This window comes from Streptomyces umbrinus (genome assembly GCF_030817415.1).
Lineage (GTDB): Bacteria > Actinomycetota > Actinomycetes > Streptomycetales > Streptomycetaceae > Streptomyces > Streptomyces umbrinus_A.
The window spans coordinates 10,704,316-10,722,785 of record NZ_JAUSZI010000002.1; the positions used below are offsets into that span (position 1 = coordinate 10,704,316).

Sequence of the window (18,470 nt, forward strand, 5' to 3'; positions counted from 1 at the left end):
CGCTTACGGGGAACCTGGAGACGAATGGAGCACAACGACACGAACTCACACGACCCAGGAGTCCCGCCCGCCGTGACCGTCCCCGAAGAGAAACGTCACAGGACCGAGAACAGCGCCCCGGTGCCCGAGCAGCCCGAGACCGCGAGCAGACTCACCGGTCTGGAACGGGCGATGGAGCGCTTCGGAGCGTCGCTGCTCGCACAGTTCCGCCACAAGGAACCGGTGGAACTGGTCGCCGCTCTGCGCAGGGAGTGCGACGACCACGCCGTCGTGTGCAGCGAGAGCCTGGTCGTCGTCCCCAACGCCTACGGCGTCGAACTGCCCGAGTCCGTTCATCGGGAACTGGAGCGGAACGGCGGTCGCGTCGACCAGGTGCTCACCGACAGCCTGCTCCGGCACGGCGAGAGCCGGGGCTACGCATGGGCCGGACCTCTCGCGGTGCATGTCACCCGGTCGCCCTCCGTGCCGAACGGCCGGTACCGGGTGACGAGCAGCGTGATGCGCCACGTACGGGCCGAATCGTTCCACCACTGACCCCCGGTCCGGGAGCGTCCGGCCCGAGGCGTTCGGCCGGGGTGTCCGCCCGTCAGTTCGTGAGGGTGACGCAGGGCAGGCCGACGCTCGCGCCGCCGCGGAAGCCCTCCGCGCAGAGCCGGGTGCCCGCGGGGAAGTGGCGCTGGGGGTAGGCCTGGTCCCGGTAGGTCCTGAACGCGGAGACGTCCTCCACCTTGGTGTTGGCGGCCCAGCCGCTGGTGGTCCAGACGCGGGCGCTGATGGGGTGCGGCTGGTTGGTGTTGGTGACCGACACCTCGACTCGGCCCAGGTAGGTGCCCGTGTCGTACGTCTTGATGCAGACGGAGTTGTTGCACCACTTGCCGTCCGCCGCCGCGGGCGGCCCCGCGACGACGACACAGCCGAGTGCCGCGGCAAGGGTTCCGATTCCCGCAGTGATCTTCTTGGTGATGCTGCGCATGTGAAGCGACCTCAAGCAGTCTTCCGGGCCCGACGGGCGTCGTGTTCGATGTCCGGCCGGACCAACGAGGGGCATGATCACGAGTTACGTGCCCCTGCGCCCAACGCCTGCCTCGCTTGTGAGCCCCCTGCCTCGCTCGGCCTGCGAGGTCAGTGCCCCGGCAGCCATTCGCTGAGCGCGTCGATGAGGCGGTCGAGCGCGGGCTGCTCCGCGGAGCGGTCCGTCATGACCGTGCGTCCGTTGAACTGCAGCGCGTACTGGAACATGTCGGCCGCCCCCGTGTCGATCGTGAACTCGGGGACATCGGCGAGGGCCGGATCGCCGAGCAGCGTGCGCAGCTCCGTGAACTGGTCCTTGCTCGTCCGGCGCACGACGGGGTCGCCCTTGTCCTCGGCGAGGACCGTGCCGTCGCCCCGGAGAACCACCTTCTGGTTGACCCCCGCGAAGCCACCGGTGACCGTCATGGTCACCAGTTTCTGTTTGGGCCCGGTGACGGGCACCGGAGACGGGCTCCTCGAAGCCGAAGCCGAAGCCGAAGCCGAAGCCGAAGCCGAAGCCGAAGCCGAAGCCGAAGCCGAAGCCGAATCGGACGGGGAGGGCGTGGGTGAGTCCGGCGGCGAGGCGGAGGAAGGAGGCGCGGTACTGACCGCAGTACTCGCCGTGCCTGCCGTTCCCGCCGCATCCGGCGACTCCGCCGAATCGCCGCCCGACCCGGACGTGCAGCCGGTCAGTCCCAGTACCCCGACCGCGATCACCGACGCCGCCATCGCGGCCGTACGCCCTCCGAACATCGTGCCCCGCCCGTCACCGTCGCCCGACTCAACCGGACTGTGAGTACCACGGAACCGCAATCGTCATGTCCGGTGCCATGCTGTCAGTTCCGCGCTGCCTCATGGAGGTCTTCATGCCCGAGCCGTCCGTCCTCGCCTCGCTGGTGTCCGCGCTGCGGAGCGGGGCGATCGAAGTCGTCGACCTGACAGCGCCGTTGTCGTCGTCGACGCCGGTACTCCAGTTGCCGCCCGAGTTCGGCCAGACGGCGGTGTTCGAGCTGGACGAGATCAGCAGGTACGACGACCGGGGACCGGCCTGGTACTGGAACAACTTCCGCAGCGGGGAGCACACCGGCACCCACTTCGACGCCCCGAACCACTGGGTGACCGGGAAGGACCTGGCCGACGTGGCGTCCGTACCGGTGAACCGGCTGGTCGCACCCGCCGCAGTGCTGGACTTCACCGCGGAGGCGGAGGAGAACCCGGACTTCCTCGTGGAGGTCGACCATGTGAAGGCATGGGAGGCGAAGCACGGGCCGCTGCCCGACGGCGGCTGGCTGTTGGTGCGCACCGGCTGGGACACGCGCTCGCATGCGCAGGAGCCGTTCCTGAACGCGGACGAGAACGGCCCGCACACCCCCGGCCTGTCGTCGGAATGCGCCCGTTGGGTGGCACAGGAGTCGCCGGTCATCGGCCTCGGGGTCGAGACGGTGGGCACCGACGCCGGTGGGGCGCACTCGTTCGACCCGGCCTTCCCATGTCACTCGTACCTCATGGGCAGCGACAAGTACGGGCTGACCCAGTTGCAGAACCTGGCGGCGCTGCCCGTGACCGGCTCCGTCGTCGTCGCGGGACCGCTGCCGATCGTCACGGGATCCGGGTCTCCCGCGCGGGTGCTCGCCCTGGTGGAACGTTCGTGAAGGTCGCCGAGGCCGTCGGACGGGCGCTGTACGCGGCCGGGGTCGGTCAGGTCTTCGGCGTGGTCGGCTCGGGCAACTTCCATCTCACCAATGCCATGGTCGCGGCGGGCTCGCGGTTCGTGGCCGCACGTCATGAGGGCGGCGCGGCGACCATGGCCGACGCGTACGCCCGGATGAGCGGGACGGTGGCCGCGCTCAGCGTTCATCAGGGACCCGGCCTGACGAACGCCATGACCGGTATCGCCGAGGCGGCCAAGAGCCGTACGCCGCTGCTCGTGCTGGCGGCCGAGGTGACCGAGCCGCGGTCCAACTTCTACGTCGACCAGGAGGCGTTGGCTCGATCGGTGGGCGCGGTCTCGGCGCGGGTCACGTCGGCGGAGGACGCGGTCACACAGGCCCTCGACGCTGTTCGCCGAGCCGCGTGCGAGCGGCGGACCGTTCTGCTCAACCTCCCGTTGGGCGTACAGGCCCTCGACGTACCCGACGACGTGTCGACCCTCGCCGTCGCGCCGCCCGAACGGGCGCCTGTGGAGCCGGAGTTCGCCGAAGTGGAGGCGCTGGCGCGGGTGCTGGAGAAGTCCCGGCGACCGGTCTTCGTGGCCGGCCGGGGAGCGCGTTCGCCCGGTGCCCGGGACGCTTTGGCGGCGCTCGCCGAACGCCATGGCGCGCTGCTGGCGACGTCGGCCGTGGCCCGCGGCCTGTTCCACGGCGATTCGTGGTCACTCGACGTGTCCGGAGGCTTCGCTTCGCCCCTGGCGGCCGAACTGATCCAGGAGGCCGACCTGATCGTCGGCTGGGGTTGTGCGCTGAACATGTGGACCATGCGGCACGGCCGGCTGATCGGCCCGGACACCACGGTCGTACAGGTCGACGACGACGCGTCGGCCCTCGGCGTGCACCGGGAGGTGCACCTCGGAGTCACCGGCGACGTGGAACTCACGGCCCGGCGCGCGCTGGAGACGGACGACGCGAACCGGCAGGCCCAGCAAGGTCCACAGGCTCAGAGAGACCAACAGTCCCGGCAGGGCTTTCGGACCGCCGACATCGGCGCGGCCATCGCCGCACGCGTGCGCTGGCGGGATGTGCCGTACGAGGACACGAGCACCCGCGAGCGCATCGACCCGCGCACACTGAGCATCGCGCTCGACGACATCCTCCCCGCGGAGCGGGTGATCGGCGTGGACTCCGGCAACTTCATGGGCTACCCGAGCATGTACCTGTCGGTGCCGGACGAGAACGGCCTGTGCTTCACCCAGGCGTTCCAGTCGATCGGCCTGGGCCTTGCGACCGCGATCGGCGCGGCACTGGCACGGTCGGACCGGCTCCCCGTGGCCGCGCTCGGGGACGGCGGCGCGATGATGGGCGCCGCGGAACTCGACACCGTACGCAGGCTCGGACTGCCCATGGTGGTCGTCGTCTACAACGACGACGCCTACGGGGCGGAGGTCCACCACTTCGGGCCGGACGGGCATCCGCTGGACACCGTCGAGTTCCCGCCGACGGACATCGCCGCCGTGGCGCGGGGCTACGGCTTCGACGCGGTCACCGTACGTACGCGGGTGGATCTGAAGGCCGTCGAGGACTGGCTCGCCGGGCCACGCTCCGCGCCCCTGCTCATCGACGCCAAGGTGGTCGCGGACCGAGGCGCCTGGTGGCTGGAGGAGGCGTTCCGCGGACACTGAACGACGGCCGGTTGTCGGCCGGGGGTGCAGCCGACACATATGGGTATCGGCGTGACCGGGCAGCGGCGTTGCTCCTCGCGGGCCGCCCGGCCACGCCGAACCGCCTACGGCAGTCCCCAGGGCTGTCCCGGCTCGCTCGGGGTGACCGGGGCGATGACGAGGTCGGGTCGCCTGCCCGCGTACAACAACACCTCGCGTCCCTTGGGCAGTTCGACGGCGAGGACGCCGTCGTCCGCAGTGTGGGTACGGGCCGGGGTGCCGTCGTCCAGGACCGCGGTCACCCGCCCGCCGGTCAGACCGTGCCGGAGGCGCAGCGGTTCGCCCGCCAGACTTCGTACGCGTACGAAGCGGGTGACGCCGCCGCTGCGGACCGCGCTGACCAGGAAGGCTCCCTGGGTGCGGAAGTCGTGCAGGGTGACATCGGCCCAGGAGTCGGGCACGGCGGGAAAGATCCGTACGACGCCGTCCCAGCTCTGGCAGAGCATGTCGTGCAGGGACTGCGACGCCGACAGTGGTGTCTCGATGACCGGCCCGGCCTCGGTGTAGTGGGTGTTGGCCCGGCACGGGTAGCGGGTTGTGGTGTCGAAGAACTTCTTCAGGTACGAGAGAGCCGTGTCGCCGCGGCCCATCATGGCGTACAGCGACGCGGCGCCCGTATAGCTGTAGCCGCGGTGGGAGCCGGTCAGCGCGTGCCAGTGGACGACCGACTTCTCGATCAGCTCGCGCTGCTCCGGCTGTTCCCAGTTCACGAGATACAGCGGATAGACCATCAGCAGATGCGAGTAGTGGCGGTGTGACTGCGCGTACGGCGTGTCCGCGCCGATCATGAAGCCGTTGCCGTCCACCGGATACGGCGTCAGCCTGGCCAGCACCTCCTGCCAGCGCGGCACGAGCGGGTCGTCGACACCCAGGCGCTCGGACGCCTCCAGCAGCGTGCCGCAGCCCCAACGGATCAGCGCCAGATCGTAGTTGGTGTCCTTCGGCGGGACCACCGGATACTCCGGGGACAGCGTCGACGGCAGATGCAGCTTGCCGTCGTCGCCCGGCTGGAGGAAGTGCAGGTAGTAGTTGATCGCGCGGCGCAGCAGCGGGTACACCGTGTCGCGCAGCAGATCCTCGTCCATGCTGTGGCGGTAGCTCAGCCATACGTTGTGCAGGGCCCAGGTCAGATTGCCCGCCTCGCCCCCGCTGCCAGGCACGGGGACACCGCGGTTGGCGAACATGTCGGAACTGCGGCCCACTCCGGCACTGTCCGCCCGGTACGCGGCGGGCACGTTCGCGATCAGCTGTTCCTGGTTCTGCCTCAGCGTGCTTGCGAGCGAGTCGAGTTCCAGGTGGTTGGAGCCGTGGATGAGCCAGTACTCCAGCTGGATGTTGAGGTTCCACCACACGGCGGGCCAGGGGGTGGGTTCGAGCCAGGGCCCACAGGTGGCCATCGGGGGGCCGCCCTCGCGGCTGGCCGACGCGATCTTGTAGAGCTGGATCCAGTGGAAGCTCTGCAGCCGTTCGTCGGGGATCGAGACGAAGCTCCGGCGGTAGAACGCGTGCCACCAGCGGGTGTGCTGACTGCGGAGCGCTCCGTAAGCAGCCGCACGCTGGATCTTCCTGAGCGAGGCCTCCCCGGCCCGGGTGTCCGAGGGGTGGCTGTGGGCCACGTTGAGCAGCAGGGTGTCGCCGGTGCGGCGGTAGGCGGTCGCGGTCTGGCCGCCGCCGACGAGCGGCTGGAGCACCTGCTCGACGTCACCGGTGGTGCGGGTGGTCCAGGGCGGGTTGGCGACGTAACCCGTCGGCGGTGCCTCGCTGATCTTCCGGGGGCTGACGGCCTCCTCGGGGTGGAACGTCCAGCGCACCTCCTCGTCGCCGTCGGCCGTGACGCGTGCGGCGAGGATTCCGTCGTGGATGAGGGCGGAGAGCGTCAGGGTGCCCTTGTCGGTGGTGATGGTGCCGGTGAGTTCGGCGTTCCACAGGCTCAGGCGCCAGTCGACCGTGCCGATGGTGCCGACCGGATCGAGGGTCAGATGCCCGACGGGCAGTCGGCAGGTGCCCCAGCCGCTGCCGAACTCGGGCCGGTGGTCCTGCACTTCGCCGTGCTGGACGGTGAATCGGACGCTGTTCGCACCCGGCTCCTTGTAGACCATGCTGCCCAGCCGGCCGTCACCGAGGAACGGCCCCTCGTGCCACAGCGTGGGCATCCTGTGCCACACCAGGTCCTGCTTGCGCAGGAAGTCGGTCCACGCGCCGTCCGAGCCCATGCGGTTGCGGAGCTTCCAACGGCCGCCGGTGGACCAGGCTGTGAGGTCCGCGCCCATTGCGTCCGGGACTTGGGCGGGCGCCGCCTCGGCGACTCCTGGCAGCGCGGCGGCAGCCGTGCCGCCCAGCACCGAACCGAGCACAACTCTTCTAGAGGTCATTGCGGGTGCCTCCAAGATGCGACACGGCTCACCGAGTCCAGTACGTGAGGTTGCGGAAGCGTGCCTCGGCCCGGCCGCTGCCGTGGTGGTAGACACCGTTCTTGAAGTGGCGGGTGGCGGGCCCCCGGTCCTGGGTCGTCAGGACCAGTTCGTCGTCGAAGTAGACCTTGACGCTGCGACTGGAGGCGTTGTGTTCGAGCTTGACGTTGAACCACGTGTTGTAGGCGTTCGTCCTGAGGACCGTGCTGTCGTACGCCCTCACCGTGCCGCCGCTCGCGCTGTAGGCGTTGAGCATGAAGTCCGTCGCGGGCGTGCCCGACGGGTGGATCACACGGAGGATCTGCACGAAGGTCGCGCCGTTCGTGCCGGACGGAAGGTACACGTCGGCGTCCCACATGTGCTGTCCGGACGTGTACTCCTGCCTCCAGCGCATCTCGGTGCGCGGGTCGGTGGAACTGCCCTGCGACATGGGCTCGTCGCTGTCGTAGACCCACATGCGGTGGACGCCGCCGCTGTTGCTGTACCGGTCGCCCAGGTCCAGGTTCCACGGCTTCTGCATGCCGTACGTGAAGGCGGTCTTGTTCCAGCCGTCCGTGGGCGACGCGGAGGAGGCGGCGGCGGAGGACGTCGACGGAGTCATCGCCCAGGCGGCCCCTCCGGCGAGTAAGCCTCCGGCGGCGAGAACGGTACGTCTCGATGGGTTTGATGGGGGCATGCCAATCCAATCCTCGAAGCGGATACACGCGCGATACGAGCGATTCATCGGATCTATTGCCTGTCGAAGGGTAGAACTGGCCGCCTGAGGCGTCAATGATGGTGATGGGTCGAAGATAGATCCGATGTGAAGGGGTTCAGTTGTCGGTCTTGGGACCGGGGCTGAGGCGGCGCAGTGTGTGGATCAGCAGCGGGGGCAGCAGCGCGCACTGAACCGCGACTGCGGCCCAGAAGAGACCGGGGTAGCCCGAGCGCTCGGCCAGTCCGTAGCCCTCGCCTCCCGCGATGCCGCTGGCGAACGCACCGATTCCGGCGGCCAGCCGCTGGTGGCCGAAGACGACGGCGGGGGCGCGGGGAGACCGGGCCAGGGCTTCGAGGTCGTTCTTGAGGAAGAGGACGATCTCGCCGAGGCAGATGAGCAGGGCTCCGGCCAGCAGGGCGGCGGGATGGCCGAAAGCGAGCGTGGCCATGCCGACGGCCATCGCGGCGAAGCCGAGTCGCAGGGCACGGGCGTACGGCATGCGGGCTATCCGGCCCGACAGGAGTGGCTGGGCCACCACCAGGAGCACGGCGTAGAGGGCGAGGACCAGACCGTAGAACTCCGTCGAGGTCCGGGGCACGGCGTACACCGCGAGGTAGTGCTGGAAGAACATGAAGACGTACACGCTCAGGACGGTGACCGCGAAGGGCAGGACCGGCAGTCCGGCGAATGGCTTCTGTTGGTGGCGGGGCGGGTGTTGGGGGTCGATGCCTTCCTTTTCCGGGTGGTGGTCCGGGGCTTCGACGGGCAGCAGTGCATGGCCCACGGTGATGGCCGCGAACAGTACGGCGACCGAGGTGAAGAGCCCTGTGGAGGCGCTGAGTACGAAGGGGGCGGCGGCGAGCGGACCCAGTGCGATACCGGCGTTGAGGGCGGAGCCGCTCGCGGACAGCAGCAGCGGGCGCTGCTCGTCCGCGACGCGGTGCACCAAATACGCCTTGTTGGCCGGCAGATAGAGCGCGGCGCCGCAGGAGACGAGGAACAGCGCGGTGACGGCCGCGGCGGGATGGGCGAGCCCCGGCACGAATCCGGCGAAGCCCGCCGTACGGATCACCAGGGCGAGCAGCATGGTGCGTTGCAGCCCGATGCGCTCGGCGACCACCGCGCCCACGACACCGCCGGCGAACTGTACGAACGAGGCGATGGCGAGCACCACGCCGACGGCGCCGAGGCCCATCCCCAACTGCTGGTGCAGCAGTACCGACATGAAGGGCAGTACCGCGAAGCTGCCCAGCGGGATGAGGAACGATCCGGCCAGCAGGAAGTACTGCGGACCGCTGAGGCCGGTCAGCCCTTTGAGGCCTTTCAGCCCGGTGAGCCGTGCCGGGCGGGACCGCAGTCGGCCGGGCGGCTCGGTCGGCGGTGTCACCCCTCCCCGTCGGCCGCGACGACCGCTCGTACGCTCCCGGCCGCGCTGAGCGCCCGGTGCAGGGCCAGTTCGGCCGTCGCGGCCTCGGCCAGCACGATCCCCGTGCAGCCTCGCTGGTCAGCCAGGTGTTCCACACGCCGGCCCGGGACGGCCGTCGGATACCACTCGGGCGAGCCGGGGAAGGCGGACAGGGTGTCGAGGCCGGTCCAGCCGGTGAGCGTGCCGCGCCGGTCCGGGTGGACGAGCACGAAGCCGGTGGCGGGACCGGAGGCGGAATCGACCGGGCTGTCCAGCAGTGCGGGGCGGCGGCCGAGAGCCGTGTCGACCACGGCCTCGTAGACATTGGTGCCCAGGGCCCGGCACAGCGCCTCGCCGACGAGCGCACCGCCGATACGGCGGTTGATCTCCACCAGTTCCGGTCCCTCGGCGGTGAGGACGAACTCCACGTGCGCGAAGCCGGAGTCATGGCCGGCGGTCACCAGCACTCGCCCCACCCAGTCCTGGAGCAGGCCGAGTTCGGGATCCGGGAAGGCCACGGGGAACGCCGCGGCCTCCTCCCGGACGGACGGCTCGGGGGACATCTGGCGGCTGAGGACGCCCAGCAGCCTTGTCTCGCCCTCCCAACTCAGGGTTTCCGCGCTGTAGACGGGGCCGGAGAAGAAGGGCTCCGCGAACAGCCGCCCGGCGAAGGCGCGTTGGGCTGCCTCGGCGAGGGCGGCGTGCAGCTGCTCTTCGTCGCGTACCGGCCAGACGTTGCGGGAGGAGGTGCCCGCCGAGTCCTTCAGGACCGCGGGCAGGCCGATCTCGCGGAGGATCTCGGCGGCCGCGAAGGCCACGGAGGCACGGGTGGGATCGGCGGGATCGGCGGGATCGATGGGGACGGTCAAGGCGCGGCCACGGCTCAGACCGCGCTCGTGCAGGAGAGTACGCACCCGGCTCTTGTCGCGCAGCAGCCGGACCGCGGCCGGGTCCGGCCCGGGGAGGCCGAGTCTGGCGGCCAGATCGGCGCCCGGAACGCTCCAGGTGTCGGTCGAGTTGACGAGCCCCCGAAGGTCGGGCACTGCGGCCAGCGCGGCCGCGCAGGCGGACTCGTCGAACGTGTCGACGTCGACGAGGTCGAGCACCGCGAGCGCTTCGGGCGTGAGGTGGGCGAGTTCGTGGCGGTAGACGGCCCGGTCCCCGGTGAGCAGGCACAGCCGGTGCCCGGCGCCGCCGGCCGCTTCCGCCAGGCGGCCCAGTCCGAAGGTGAGTGCTTCCAGGGCGGCGATGGTCACGATGCCCGGTCCTCCTTGTTCGTTGAGGCGGCCGATATGTCAGCCGAAACGTCGGTCGATACGTCGGTCGGTGTGGCGGTCGGCGCGGCGAGAGGTGCCGGCACCTGTGCGGGCACGGCGGTCCGGCGTACGTCGTAGCGCCGCCGTTCCCATGCCATCACCGACCAGGGCGGGGCGAGATCGGCGAGCCCCGTGATCTGGTGGGGCTTGAGGACGCTCGGGTCGAGGGCCTCCTGGTGGCGGGCGAAGACGCGCTCGGTGTAGCGGTGTCCCGTGTCGGCGCCGATCACCACATGCACCCGCTCGGGGTGCCGCGCGGCCTCCCAGCCGGCGACGAGGTGGGCGGCGCCGGTGGACAGGCCGGCGAACACGGCGTGTTCCCGCAGCAGGCCGACGGCACCGGCCATGGCGTGGCGGAAGTCGAGCCAGTGGAGCGTGTCGTAGAGGTCGTGGCGGACGTTGTCGAACTGGATCGAGCTGCCGATGCCCGCGATGATCGCCTCGGGGTCGCTGAACCCCTCGCTGCCGAAGGTGACGCTCCCGAAGGGCTGCACCCCCAACAGCCGTACGCCCCGGCCGCGTTCGCGCAGCGGATCCACCAGACCGCCGGTGGACGACCCCGTGCCCACGGCGCCCACGACGGTCAGCGGGGTGTCGGGAAGCGCACGGTCGACCAGGTCGGCGAACTCGCGGTAGCCCGTGTAGTGGACGGCGTCGTGGTACTGCCGCATCCAGTGCAGACCGGGCCGCTCGGCCAGCAACTGCCGCACCCGGCGCACCCGCCGTTCCTGGTCGAGTCTCAGATTCTGTGAGGGCGGCATCTGGTCCACGGTCGCCCCGAGGATCTCCAACTGGGCGCGCATCGCGGCGTCGACGGTGGTGGAGGCGACGATGTGACAGTTCAGCCCGTACCGGTGACACGCCATCGCCAGGGCCAGCGCGTAGATGCCGCTGGAACTGTCGACCAGGGTCTGGCCCGGCTGGACGGTCCCGCGCTCCAGCAGCGTACGGACCGCGCCCAGTGCGGCGTAGACCTTCAGGGTCTCGAAGCGGGCGAGCACCACGTTGTCGGACAGCCGCAGCAGGTCGGGGGCCTTCATCGCGTCGGTGATGTGCTCGTGGACCGGGGGAGCAGGTGACGGTGCGGGTGCGGTACGCGTCGGAGTCACCGTCACCGCCCGACCGAGCGCAGGTAACGGCCCAGGTCCTCGGCGCCCTTGACGTTGCGGGGACCGCTGACGGCGTCGCCGTACGACATCACGAAGAAGCGGTTGTCCTTCACCGCCGGTACCGACTTCAGGCTCTTGAGCGACTTGAGGTAGGCGATCTTGTCCTTGGCGGGCTGGTCGGCGTAGTCGACGATCACGATCACTTCGGGTTTCGCCTCGATCACCGGTTCCCAACCGACCGTCGTCCAGCCCTTGTCGAGCCCGTCGAAGACGTTGGTCGCTCCGGCGGCGGTGATGATGTCGTTCGGTGCGGCATGGCGGCCGGCGGTGAACGGCTGGTCGGTGCCCGAGTCGTAGACGAAGACCTTGGCCGGGTCGCCCTTCTCGGGCCAGGTCTTCTTCAGCGCGGCGGCGCGGTCCTTGAGGTCGGTGACGAGCTCGGCGGCCCGCTTCTCGACGTCGAAGATCCGGCCCAGGTTCTCCAGGTCGGTGTAGAGCGCGTCCAGCGGTGTCACGTCGACGCTCTTGTCGCCGTAGTCCCAGCAGGTCTCGGTGTGCAGATAACTGTCGACGCCGACCTTCTCCAACAGGGCCGGTGTGATGCCCCGTTCCTCACTGAAGCCGGAGTTCCAGCCCGCCAGCACCCAGTCGGCCTTGGCGTCGACGACGATCTCCCGGGTGATCCGCTCGGTGCCCAGCCGCTCGACCCCGGTGTAGTCCTCGCGCCAGGGCGAACCCTTGATGGCAGGGTCGCCGAGCTTGTTCATGACGTAGCCGCGCATCCGGTCGGCCAGCCCGAGGGAGAACATCTTCTCGGCGCCGCTGACGTCGTAGGCCACCGCGCGCTTCGGGCGGGTGTACGTGACGTCCTCGCCGCAGTTGGAGACGGTGACGGTGTCGTCCTTCTTGTTCTTCGCCGCGGACTCGACCTCGGCGCCGCAGCCGGTGGTCAGGAGCCCGGCCGCGAGCAGTACGGCGGCCAGGGTCCGGGGCAGCGGTGGTCGCATCATGAGTGCCGTCCTTCTGGTGGGGCGTCGGGGAGTGCGGAAGGTGCCGTGGCGGTCAGGTCGTAGATCAGGTGGGGTGCCCCGGTGCGCGGATGGTGGACGACCGTGACGTCGACGCCGAACACCTTGCGGACCAGCTCGGGGGTCAGGACTTCCGCGGGGCTGCCGGTGGCGACCAGGGAGCCGGAGCTCAGTACGGCGATCCGGTCGCAGGCGGCGGCCGCCAGGTTGAGGTCGTGCAGGGCCGTGAGCACGGTCAGTCCGGAGCCGCGCAGGAAGGACAGCAGCTCCACCTGGTGCCGTACGTCGAGGTGGTTGGTGGGCTCGTCCAGGACCAGGACACGCGGTTCCTGGACCAGAGCGCGTGCGACGAGCACGCGTTGGCGTTCCCCGCCGGAGAGAGTGAGCACACTGCGGTCCGCGAGGTGGGTGACGTCCAGCCGTTCCATCGACTGCCGGCACAGGGCGCGCTCGCGGGCGGTGAGAGGGTGATTGCCCCGTGCGTGCGGAGCGCGGCCCAGGGCCACCACCTCCTCGACGGTGAAGTCGAGTTCGGTCTGGCTCTCCTGGGTCAGTGCGGCGATCGACCGGGCGCTGTCCCGCGGTTTCAGTGACGTCAGGTCGGTGCCGTCGAGCAGGACGGCCCCGGACGTCGGCCTCAACGCCCGGTAGACACAGCGCAGGGCGGTCGACTTGCCGCTGCCGTTCGGACCGACGAGTCCGACGATCCGGCCGGCCTGCACGTCGATGTTCAGCCGGTCCACCAGGGCACGCCCGGCCGCCTCGACCGACAGGTCACGCAGGGAGAGGACCATCTACCGGCCTCCGAACAGATAGCCGCGGCGGCGCATCAGCGTGATGAACACCGGCACCCCGATCAGCGCGGTGATCACCCCGAGCGGCAGTTCCTCGGGCGCGAAGGCGGTACGGGCCACCAGGTCGACCCAGACCATGAAGCAGGCCCCGGCGAGCGGCGTGACCGCGAGCACCCTGCGGTGCGTGGAGCCGACGAGGATCCGCACCACGTGGGGCAGGACGAGACCGACGAAGGCGATCGCGCCGCTGACCGCGACGATCAGCCCGGTGACGGCAGCGGTGAGCAGGAACAGCCCGCGCCGCAGCGCGTCCGCGTCCACGCCCAGGCTGGCCGCGGTCTCGTCGCCCAGCGCCAGCACGTCCAGCGACCGGCTCTGCCGCAGCAGCACCACGATCGCCACCAGGACCGCCGCCGTCACCAGCGGCAACGACTCCCAGGACGCCGCCCCGAGACTGCCCAGCAGCCAGAACAGCACCGTCCGTGCGGCCTGGCCGTTCGGCGAGAGGAAGACCAGGACGCTCATCAGCGCCTGGAAGCCGTACGCCAGCGCCACTCCGGTCAGCACCAGCCGCAGTGGTGTCAGCCCCAGCGGGCCGAGCGCGGCCAGATGCACCAGCAGCGTGGCGCCGAGCGCGCCGAGGAAGGCCGCGGCCGACAGCGCGTGGACCCCGAGGCTCGCGAAGACCCCGAACACCACCACGGCGGTCGCCCCGACGGACGCGCCGGACGAGATGCCCAGCACGAACGGGTCCGCGAGGGCGTTGCGCACCAGCGCCTGGATGGCGACTCCGACGACGGCCAGCCCGGCTCCCACGACCGAGGCGAGCAGCACCCGCGGGGTGCGCACATGCCAGACGATGGAGTACCCGGTGACCTCGTCGGCCCCGATGCCGCCGCCGGTGAGGGCAGCCCACAGGAAGTGCACGACATCGGCCGGCGGCACGACGGTCGGCCCCAGGGCGATACCGGCCAGGACGGAGACCACCAGCGTCACGGAGAGCACCACCAGCGCGGTCAGCAGTCTGCCGCGACCCGCACCGCGACCGTCCGGCTCCTGACGCGGCTCCTCGTGAGGCGTCTCGTCCCGCGAGGGTGCGGTGGTTCCGGGCTCGGCGGAGGGTGTCCCGGATACGGCTTCGGCCATGAAGTCCCTTTGTCCGTACGGCAGTTCGGGCGCGGGCAGCCCCAAACGCCGCCCGCTCACCAGTAGTCGGCCGCGACCGCCTCAGAGTTCCCGCGTATCGGCGGAGAGTTCAGGCCGGGTCCCGCGCACGATCAGCCGCTTCGCGTGGTTGTCGTACGGACCGCCGCCGAAGTCGCCGTAACAGCACACGTCGGTGAAGCCGGCCGCCTCGAACATCGCGCGCAACTCGGCCGCGCTGTAGAGGAAGGAGGTGATCGACGCCTCCCGTGCGATCCCGTCGCGCACGAGCGTCCAGTCGGTGCGCAGCCGCGTCCAGTGGTCCAGCACGGTGTCGCGCTGCACCACGTACGCGCCGCCGTCGAGCTCGACGACCTGGGGTCGGCCGATCCAGCCCGCGAGGACCTCCTTGCCCATCACGTCGACGAGCAACTGGCCACCCGGCACGAGCGAGTCGTACGCGTTGCGCAGCACCCGCTCGTTGTCGTCCGGGGCGTCGAAGTAGCCGAACGAGGTGAAGACGTTGAGCACCACGTCGTACGACCGGGGCTCGACATGCGTCAGCATGTCCGCCCGTACCAGCCGGACTTCGGCCCCGGCCTCCTCGCACACGGCACCGGCCCGCTCCAGCATGACCGGACTGAGATCCACCCCTGTCACCGCGTATCCACGACGGGTCAGAGGCACCAGATACACACCTGGCCCGCAGCACAGGTCCAGTACCCGGCTCCCGGGCGGGAACTCCAGCAGCGGCGACTTGGCGACGACGGACTCCGTCTCCGTACGCCTGCGCCCGGAGAACATGGTCTCGGAGAAGTCCGACCAGAATCCGTCGTCCTCGTACCAGTGCATACAGCTGCAACCTCGATCCAGGGGCCGGACGAGCCGCACACCACACCACAGCGCAACGGCCTCGTCGGTGCGGGGCTTGTTGTTGCAGTGGTCGGACGGGGATGCCCTGGAGTTCCCGACGAGCCGGAGACCAACTCGGAGAAGGGGGACACGACTGTGCCCGTCGGGGGCGGATGGTTCGTCCCCTCCCGACGGGCACAGTGGACGGATCGATCAGGCCTCCGCGCGGCCGCGCATCACCAGCTTCTTGAGGAGCGGCCAGGCCAGCAGCAGCACGATCACCGCGTACACGGTCACCGAGAAAGGCGTGTTGACCAGTCCTGAGACGCTGCCGTCGCTGATCTGCAGGGCACGCCGGAGCTGCTGTTCGGCGTTCGGGCCGAGGATGACGCCGATGACGGCCGGCAGCACCGGAAGCCCGTAGCGCCGCATACCGAAGCCGATCAGGCCGATGATCAGCAGGATCACCAGGTCGATGACCTCGCCGCCGACCGCGTACGCGCCGACCGCCGCGAAGAACATGATCCCCGCGTAGAGGTACGGCCGCGGGATGCGCAGCAGCTTCGCCCACACCGGCGCCAGAGGCAGGTTGAGCGCGAGCAGCAGCACCATGCCGACGAAGAGGGAGGCGATCAGGCCCCACACCAGGTCGGGTTCGCGCTCGAAGAGGAGCGGTCCGGGCTGAATGCCGTACTGCTGGAAGGCGGCCAGCATGACCGCCGCGACCGCCGTGGTCGGCAGTCCCAGGGTCAGCATGGACACCAGCGTGCCCGCCGCCGAGGCGGACGCCGCCGACTCCGGTCCCGCCACACCCTCGATCGCGCCCTTGCCCCAGTCGTCCTTGTGCTTCGACAGGCGCTTCTCCGTGACGTACGACAGGAAGGTGGGGATCTCGGCGCCGCCTGCCGGGATCGCGCCGAACGGGAACCCGATGACCGGTCCGCGCAGCCACGACTTCCAGGTCCGCCGCACATCGGCCTTGCCCAGCCAGGGCCGGCCCACCGGGATCGGCTCGCCCGGGCTGCGCCGCAGATGCGCCGCCACCCACAGGGCCTCGCCGATCGCGAAGAGACCGACCGCCACGATCACCACGTCGATGCCGTCGGCGAGTTGGAGCGAGCCGAAGGTCAGCCGCTGCTGCCCGGTCATCTGGTCGAGGCCGACCAGCCCGATCGTCAGCCCGATCAGCAGGGACGCGAGACCCCGGATACGGGACGAGCCCAGCACGGACGTCACGGCGATGAACGCGAGCACCATGATGGCGAAGTAGTCCGGCGCACCGATGTCCACCGCCAGTTCGGCCACCGTCGGCGCGAGCATCACCAGCAGGATCGTGCCGATCAGGCCGCCCGCGAAGTGGCCGATGGCGGCGGCCGCGAGCGCCTGCGCGCCGCGCCCCGACTTGGCCATCGGGTTGCCCTCCATGGCCGCGACCACGGCCGCGCTCTCGCCCGGCGTGTTCAGCAGGATCGAGGTGGTCGAGCCGCCGAACATCGCGCCGTAGTAGATCCCGGCGAACATGATGAACGCGCCGATCGGATTCAGGCCGTATGTCACCGGCAGCAGCAGGGCGACCGCCATCGCGGGGCCGATACCGGGCAGCACACCGATCGCCGTGCCGAGCAGCACGCCGATGGCGGCCCACAGCAGGTTGATCGGGGTGAGCGCCGTACCGAACCCGTCCATCAGGGAGTTGAGGGCGTCCATGTCACAGCACTCCCATCAGCGGGCCGCCGGGCAGCGGTACTCCGAGCAGGTTGTTGAAGATCACGTACGTGACGAGGGAGAGCACGGCCGCGATGAGCGGGTCCCGATCGAAGCGGCGGCTGCCGAGCGCGAAGGCCGCTCCCCAGAAGAGGAGCGCACCCGCGACGGGGAAACCGGCGGGCTCGATGAGGACGGCCGCGCCCAGGAACACCCCGGCGAGCAGCAACACCGTGCGCCAGTCGGCCGGTTCGGACAGATCGATGTCCTCACCGCCCTCGGCCTCGCCACGGCCGCCGCGCAGTACGTCGACGGCGAGCAGGGCGGCGATGACGAGCAGCCCGATGCCGACCACGATCGGCACGGTCTTCGGCCCGACGGGACCGCGCTGGGTTATCTCGACGTCCATGGTGAGCGCGTCGCCCAGGACGAGTGCGCCGAGGGCCAACAGCAGGACGCAGACACCCAGTTCGGAGTGGTCGCGCAGCCACGAGCGCCGTTCGTCCGCGGGTGGCGTCGGGGAGGCTTCGGTGGTCGGCGTCGTCACAGTCCCAGCTCCTTCAGTACCGAAACCACGCGCTTGTCCTGGGCGTCGAGGAAGTCACCGAACTTCTCGCCGGTGAGGAAGGCGTCGTCCCAGCCGTTCTGCTGCATCGACTTCTGCCACTCGGGGGAGTCGTGCAGCTCCTCGACGAGGCGTACGAGCTTGTCGCGCTCGGCGTCGGACAGGCCGGGCGGGGCCACGATGCCCCGCCAGTTGGTGAAGTCCACGTCGTAGCCGGACTCCTTGAGCGTGGGTGCCTCGGACAGTTCGTCGACCCGCTCCGGGCCGGTGACCGCGAGAATCCGGAGCTCGCCCGCCTTGATCTGGTCGAGGTACTCGCCGACACCCGACACCCCGAAGGCGACCTTGTTGCCGAGGATCGAGGCGAGCAGCTCGCCACCGCCGTCGAAGGGCACGTAGTTGACGTCCTTCGGGGCGATACCGGCGGCCTTCGCCATCAGCATGGGCGCGAGGTGGTCGGGCCCGCCGGGCGAGGAACCGCCGCCCACCGGAAGCTTGCCGGGGTTCTTCTTCCAGGCCTCGACGAGCTGGTCGATCGTCTTGTACGGGGAGTCCTTGCCGACCACCACGACGTCCTGCTCCTCGGTGAGCCGGGCGATCGGGGTGGTGTCGGCGAGAGTCTTGGGCGCGTCGTTGGAGCGGACCGCGCCCACCACACCGAGGCCCATCGACATGGCGAGCTTGCCGTTGCCGTGCTCGCTCACCAGCCGGCTCAGTCCGACGGTGCCGCCGGCGCCGGGAAGGTTGAACACCTCGATGTTGTGCGTGAGTTCGGCGTCCTCGGCGTTCTTCGCGGCCGTACGGGCCGTGATGTCATAGCCGCCGCCGGGCGTGTTGGGGACCATGAAGCGCAGGCCCGGGATCTGCGTGCCCGTCGCGGAATCGCTGCCCGCCGTGAGCAACGGAGGGCCCACGAGCACGAGCACGGCGGCCCCGAACAGGGCGAGGAGGGTGCGCAGGCGCACGAATGCCACCACCTGTCGGTACGTCGATGAGGTCGGGGGAAGCCCTGTGGGGAGGGTGACGTGGGCCACATGTTGCCTGTACGTCGAACGTCTGTCT

The 18,470-nt window shown here is 70.1% G+C and carries 18 protein-coding genes; 4 read left to right on the forward strand and 14 right to left on the reverse strand.

Annotation, left to right across the window (positions count from 1 at the left end):
- Positions 1-72: 72 nt before the first annotated feature.
- Positions 73-534 carry a DUF3662 domain-containing protein gene (locus tag QF035_RS47445; protein ID WP_373466836.1) on the forward strand — a complete coding sequence of 154 codons (462 nt, stop codon included), beginning with the start codon at positions 73-75 and terminating at the stop codon, positions 532-534.
- 52 nt (positions 535-586) lie between these two features.
- On the opposite strand, the gene QF035_RS47450 is transcribed toward QF035_RS47445, so the two are convergent.
- Positions 587-973, reverse strand: a complete 387-nt coding sequence (locus tag QF035_RS47450; RefSeq protein ID WP_307528405.1) for a hypothetical protein — start codon at positions 971-973, stop codon at positions 587-589.
- A 149-nt stretch (positions 974-1,122) separates the two neighbouring features.
- The gene (locus QF035_RS47455) at positions 1,123-1,437 is read right to left on the reverse strand and encodes a hypothetical protein (RefSeq protein ID WP_307528406.1); all 315 of its coding nucleotides are present in this window, start codon (positions 1,435-1,437) and stop codon (positions 1,123-1,125) included.
- Here QF035_RS47455 and QF035_RS47460 point away from each other — a divergent pair.
- The 3 genes from QF035_RS47460 (at position 1,436) to QF035_RS47470 (ending at position 4,345) form a co-directional block, all read left to right on the forward strand.
- Positions 1,436-1,807: a hypothetical protein gene (locus QF035_RS47460; RefSeq protein ID WP_307528408.1), complete on the forward strand. Its 372-nt coding sequence runs from the start codon at positions 1,436-1,438 to the stop codon at positions 1,805-1,807. The two genes, QF035_RS47455 and QF035_RS47460, sit on opposite strands and share 2 nt — an antisense overlap.
- A 70-nt stretch (positions 1,808-1,877) precedes the next feature.
- Positions 1,878-2,663 carry a cyclase family protein gene (locus QF035_RS47465; RefSeq protein WP_307528410.1) on the forward strand — a complete coding sequence of 262 codons (786 nt, stop codon included), beginning with the start codon at positions 1,878-1,880 and terminating at the stop codon, positions 2,661-2,663.
- On the forward strand, positions 2,660-4,345 hold the full coding sequence (locus QF035_RS47470; RefSeq protein ID WP_307528411.1) for a thiamine pyrophosphate-binding protein: 1,686 nt from the start codon (positions 2,660-2,662) through the stop codon (positions 4,343-4,345). The genes QF035_RS47465 and QF035_RS47470 overlap by 4 nt, the downstream gene beginning before the upstream one ends.
- A gap of 104 nt (positions 4,346-4,449) precedes the next feature.
- On the opposite strand, the gene QF035_RS47475 is transcribed toward QF035_RS47470, so the two are convergent.
- From QF035_RS47475 to QF035_RS47530, 12 genes are all read right to left on the reverse strand, one after another.
- Entirely contained in the window at positions 4,450-6,756 is a 2,307-nt protein-coding gene (locus QF035_RS47475; RefSeq protein WP_307528412.1) for a glycosyl hydrolase family 95 catalytic domain-containing protein, read from the reverse strand.
- 28 nt (positions 6,757-6,784) lie between these two features.
- Entirely contained in the window at positions 6,785-7,396 is a 612-nt protein-coding gene (locus tag QF035_RS47480) for a cinnamyl alcohol dehydrogenase (protein ID WP_307528413.1), read from the reverse strand.
- 211 nt (positions 7,397-7,607) lie between these two features.
- Entirely contained in the window at positions 7,608-8,879 is a 1,272-nt protein-coding gene (locus QF035_RS47485) for an MFS transporter (RefSeq protein WP_373466838.1), read from the reverse strand.
- The gene (locus QF035_RS47490) at positions 8,876-10,153 is read right to left on the reverse strand and encodes an ATP-grasp domain-containing protein (RefSeq protein WP_307528415.1); all 1,278 of its coding nucleotides are present in this window, start codon (positions 10,151-10,153) and stop codon (positions 8,876-8,878) included. The genes QF035_RS47485 and QF035_RS47490 overlap by 4 nt, the downstream gene beginning before the upstream one ends.
- Complete coding sequence (locus QF035_RS47495; RefSeq protein ID WP_307531906.1) at positions 10,150-11,253, reverse strand: pyridoxal-phosphate dependent enzyme; 1,104 nt, start codon at positions 11,251-11,253, stop codon at positions 10,150-10,152. The genes QF035_RS47490 and QF035_RS47495 overlap by 4 nt, the downstream gene beginning before the upstream one ends.
- Positions 11,254-11,324: 71 nt before the next feature.
- Positions 11,325-12,332 carry an ABC transporter substrate-binding protein gene (locus tag QF035_RS47500; protein WP_307528417.1) on the reverse strand — a complete coding sequence of 336 codons (1,008 nt, stop codon included), beginning with the start codon at positions 12,330-12,332 and terminating at the stop codon, positions 11,325-11,327.
- Positions 12,329-13,144, reverse strand: a complete 816-nt coding sequence (locus tag QF035_RS47505; RefSeq protein ID WP_307528418.1) for an ABC transporter ATP-binding protein — start codon at positions 13,142-13,144, stop codon at positions 12,329-12,331. The genes QF035_RS47500 and QF035_RS47505 overlap by 4 nt, the downstream gene beginning before the upstream one ends.
- Positions 13,145-14,290 (reverse strand): FecCD family ABC transporter permease, encoded by a 1,146-nt coding sequence (locus QF035_RS47510; RefSeq protein ID WP_307528420.1) that lies wholly within the window; start codon positions 14,288-14,290, stop codon positions 13,145-13,147. It lies immediately after the preceding gene.
- 81 nt (positions 14,291-14,371) lie between these two features.
- Complete coding sequence (locus tag QF035_RS47515; protein WP_307528422.1) at positions 14,372-15,139, reverse strand: class I SAM-dependent methyltransferase; 768 nt, start codon at positions 15,137-15,139, stop codon at positions 14,372-14,374.
- A 213-nt stretch (positions 15,140-15,352) separates the two neighbouring features.
- On the reverse strand, positions 15,353-16,846 hold the full coding sequence (locus tag QF035_RS47520) for a tripartite tricarboxylate transporter permease (RefSeq protein WP_307528424.1): 1,494 nt from the start codon (positions 16,844-16,846) through the stop codon (positions 15,353-15,355).
- A gap of 1 nt (position 16,847) precedes the next feature.
- Positions 16,848-17,390, reverse strand: a complete 543-nt coding sequence (locus tag QF035_RS47525; RefSeq protein WP_200400258.1) for a tripartite tricarboxylate transporter TctB family protein — start codon at positions 17,388-17,390, stop codon at positions 16,848-16,850.
- Positions 17,387-18,373: a Bug family tripartite tricarboxylate transporter substrate binding protein gene (locus tag QF035_RS47530; RefSeq protein ID WP_307531907.1), complete on the reverse strand. Its 987-nt coding sequence runs from the start codon at positions 18,371-18,373 to the stop codon at positions 17,387-17,389. The genes QF035_RS47525 and QF035_RS47530 overlap by 4 nt, the downstream gene beginning before the upstream one ends.
- Positions 18,374-18,470: the final 97 nt, after the last annotated feature.